Source organism: Mesorhizobium sp. M7A.F.Ca.CA.004.06.1.1 (genome assembly GCF_003999135.1).
Taxonomy (GTDB): domain Bacteria; phylum Pseudomonadota; class Alphaproteobacteria; order Rhizobiales; family Rhizobiaceae; genus Mesorhizobium.
This window is the reverse complement of the sequence record NZ_RZPQ01000875.1, coordinates 1-2244: the sequence shown is the minus strand read 5'-3', so window position 1 is coordinate 2244 and position 2244 is coordinate 1. Positions and strand designations below refer to the sequence as shown.

The window sequence follows — 2244 nt, the reverse complement described above, 5'->3', positions numbered from 1 at the left end:
AGCCAGACGCCGCGGCACTGCGGACAGTAGTCGATTTCGATACCCTGGCGTTCGCTCATCACGAGCGCAACGCGGCAGGAGGGGCAAGTCATACCAAGGAGAGAAGGAGATGTCATACGGCGCTCCAAACCAAAAAAGAAGGAACCCGCTCGACCGAAAAGGATGAAAACGGGCCCGTTACAGCGGTCCGACATCACAGTCGCCAAAAGCGACAGTCAGAGGGGCCCGGCCCGCAGGGGACAATTAGGAATGCAGCGCCGCGCCTTCAAGGGGCGATATTGCCCGCAAGAGTGATTTGTTCGCCATCTCGCTCAGACCGTGACCACGATTTCAAATCGTCACCACGATTTCAGATCGTCACCACGATCTTGCCGAACTGCTCGTTCGACTCCAGGTGGCGATGTGCCTCGACGATTTGGTCGAACGCGAAGGTCCTATCGATGATCGGCTTTAGAGTCCCGGTCTCGAGTCCTGCGAGGATGAAAGCCTTGGCGGCCTCCAGTTTCGCCGGGTTGCCGGTGATCTCGTGGACGAGGTAGCCGCGCAGCGTCAGTGTCTTAGCCAGCACGGCGAATAGCGGAAACGGTGTCGGCGCGTGGCTCAGTCCGCCATATTCGATGAGGATGCCGCTATGCGACATGGCCGCCGTCAGCGGCTCGAAGATCGGGCCGCCGACCGCATCGAACACGACGCGCACGCCTCGCGGCCCGGCGATCTGGTTCAACCGCGCCGCCAGATCTTCCTCCGTCGAGGCCACGACTTCGGCCGCACCGGCCTCGAGCAGCGCCCGCATCTTCGCCGATGTTCGCGTCACCGCAATCGTCGTCGCGCCCACACTGTTGGCGATCTGGACCGCGGCAAGCCCGACACTACTCGACGCCGCGGTGATCACCACGTGGTCTCCGCTGTGCAGCCCAGCGATATCGATCAGCGCGCCATAGGCGGTGAGGTACTGCATCCAGACCGCCGCTGCCGTTTGCCAGTCGAGCGACGGCGGGTGCTTGACGATAAGTTCCGCGGGATAAGTGGCAAGCTCGCCATAGGCCGGCCAGCGGATCATCGATTGCGGCGGGATGGCACTGACGCCGTCGCCCGGCGCGAATTCCTTCACGCCGTCGCCTATAGCCTCGATGACACCCGCCGCTTCGAGACCAAGCCCCGAGGGCAGCTTCGGCGTCTCGATATAGGAACCCGCGCGCAGCAGCGCGTCGGCGCGGTTGAGGCCGAGCGCCTTGACGCGGATTTGAACTTCGCCCGGGCCCGGTGGGGGAAGCTCGGCATCCTCGATGCGCAGAACCTCAGGGCCGCCATGCTGGTGAAAGCGAACCACACGTGTCATTCGGGATACTCCAAATCAACTGGACCGAATGAGCTATGCAGCTAGGCTGCCCAGGGATAAATGGCTGCACGAGAAGAACAGTAGAAACCAGGAGTTCCGAATATGGATCGGCTCGAAAGCATGGCTGTGTTCGTCAAGGCCGTCGATCTCGGCTCGTTCGCGGCAGCAGCGGTCGCCCTGGACGTCTCGGGACCGATGGTTGGCAAGCATGTCCGGTCTCTCGAAGAACGGCTTGGCGTTCGCCTGCTCAACCGGACCACACGCCGGCAGAACCTGACCGATTTCGGCCGCGCTTACTATGAACGCTGTCGGGTGGTGCTGGCCGAGGCCGACGCCGCAGATGCGCTCGCCGCCGACCAGTTTTCGGAGCCACGCGGAAAACTGCGCGTCACCATGCCGGCGCATTTCGGTCGCCACTGCGTGACGCCCGTGCTGCTGAAACTCGCCCGGCAATATCCGATGCTGGAACTCGATCTATCTCTCAGCGATCGCTTCGCCGATCTTGCCGAGGATGGCTACGATCTCGCCATTCGGACCGGTGCTCTGGGCGACAAGGCGGGGGTGATCGCACGCCGCGTCGCGCGCCAGGACATGGTCGTCTGCGCCGCACCTTCCTATCTCAGAAATCATGGCGAACCGCGACAGATCGAGGATCTCGCCGACCATCAGGCAATTGTCTACCGCCGGCTCGGCCAGATCATTCAGCCCTGGCTATTTGCTCGAGAGGGGCAACCGGTGCAGGAGATCATACCGACCGGCCGTCTGCGGCTCGACGATCTCGATGCCATCGCTGACGCGGCTGCCGACGGCATGGGCCTTGCCTGGTTGCCCTGGTGGCTGGTGCGCGAGCGCATTGAAGCCGGCGTTCTGCTGGCGCTGTTGCCGGATCAGCCGCGATATCTCTA

3 protein-coding genes are annotated in these 2244 nt (G+C 62.9%); 1 reads left to right on the top strand and 2 read right to left on the bottom strand.

The window, feature by feature from the left end:
• Both EN906_RS31520 and EN906_RS31515 read right to left on the bottom strand, forming a co-directional pair.
• Positions 1–116, bottom strand: a 116-nt coding sequence (locus EN906_RS31520) for a zf-TFIIB domain-containing protein (RefSeq protein ID WP_206529214.1), incomplete at its 3' end; no start/stop codon positions are given.
• A 233-nt stretch (positions 117–349) separates the two neighbouring features.
• Positions 350–1339 (bottom strand): zinc-dependent alcohol dehydrogenase family protein, encoded by a 990-nt coding sequence (locus tag EN906_RS31515; RefSeq protein WP_127270119.1) that lies wholly within the window; start codon positions 1337–1339, stop codon positions 350–352.
• A 102-nt stretch (positions 1340–1441) separates the two neighbouring features.
• Here EN906_RS31515 and EN906_RS31510 point away from each other — a divergent pair.
• A partial coding sequence (locus EN906_RS31510; RefSeq protein ID WP_164777511.1) for a LysR family transcriptional regulator occupies positions 1442–2244 on the top strand: 803 nt, incomplete at its 3' end.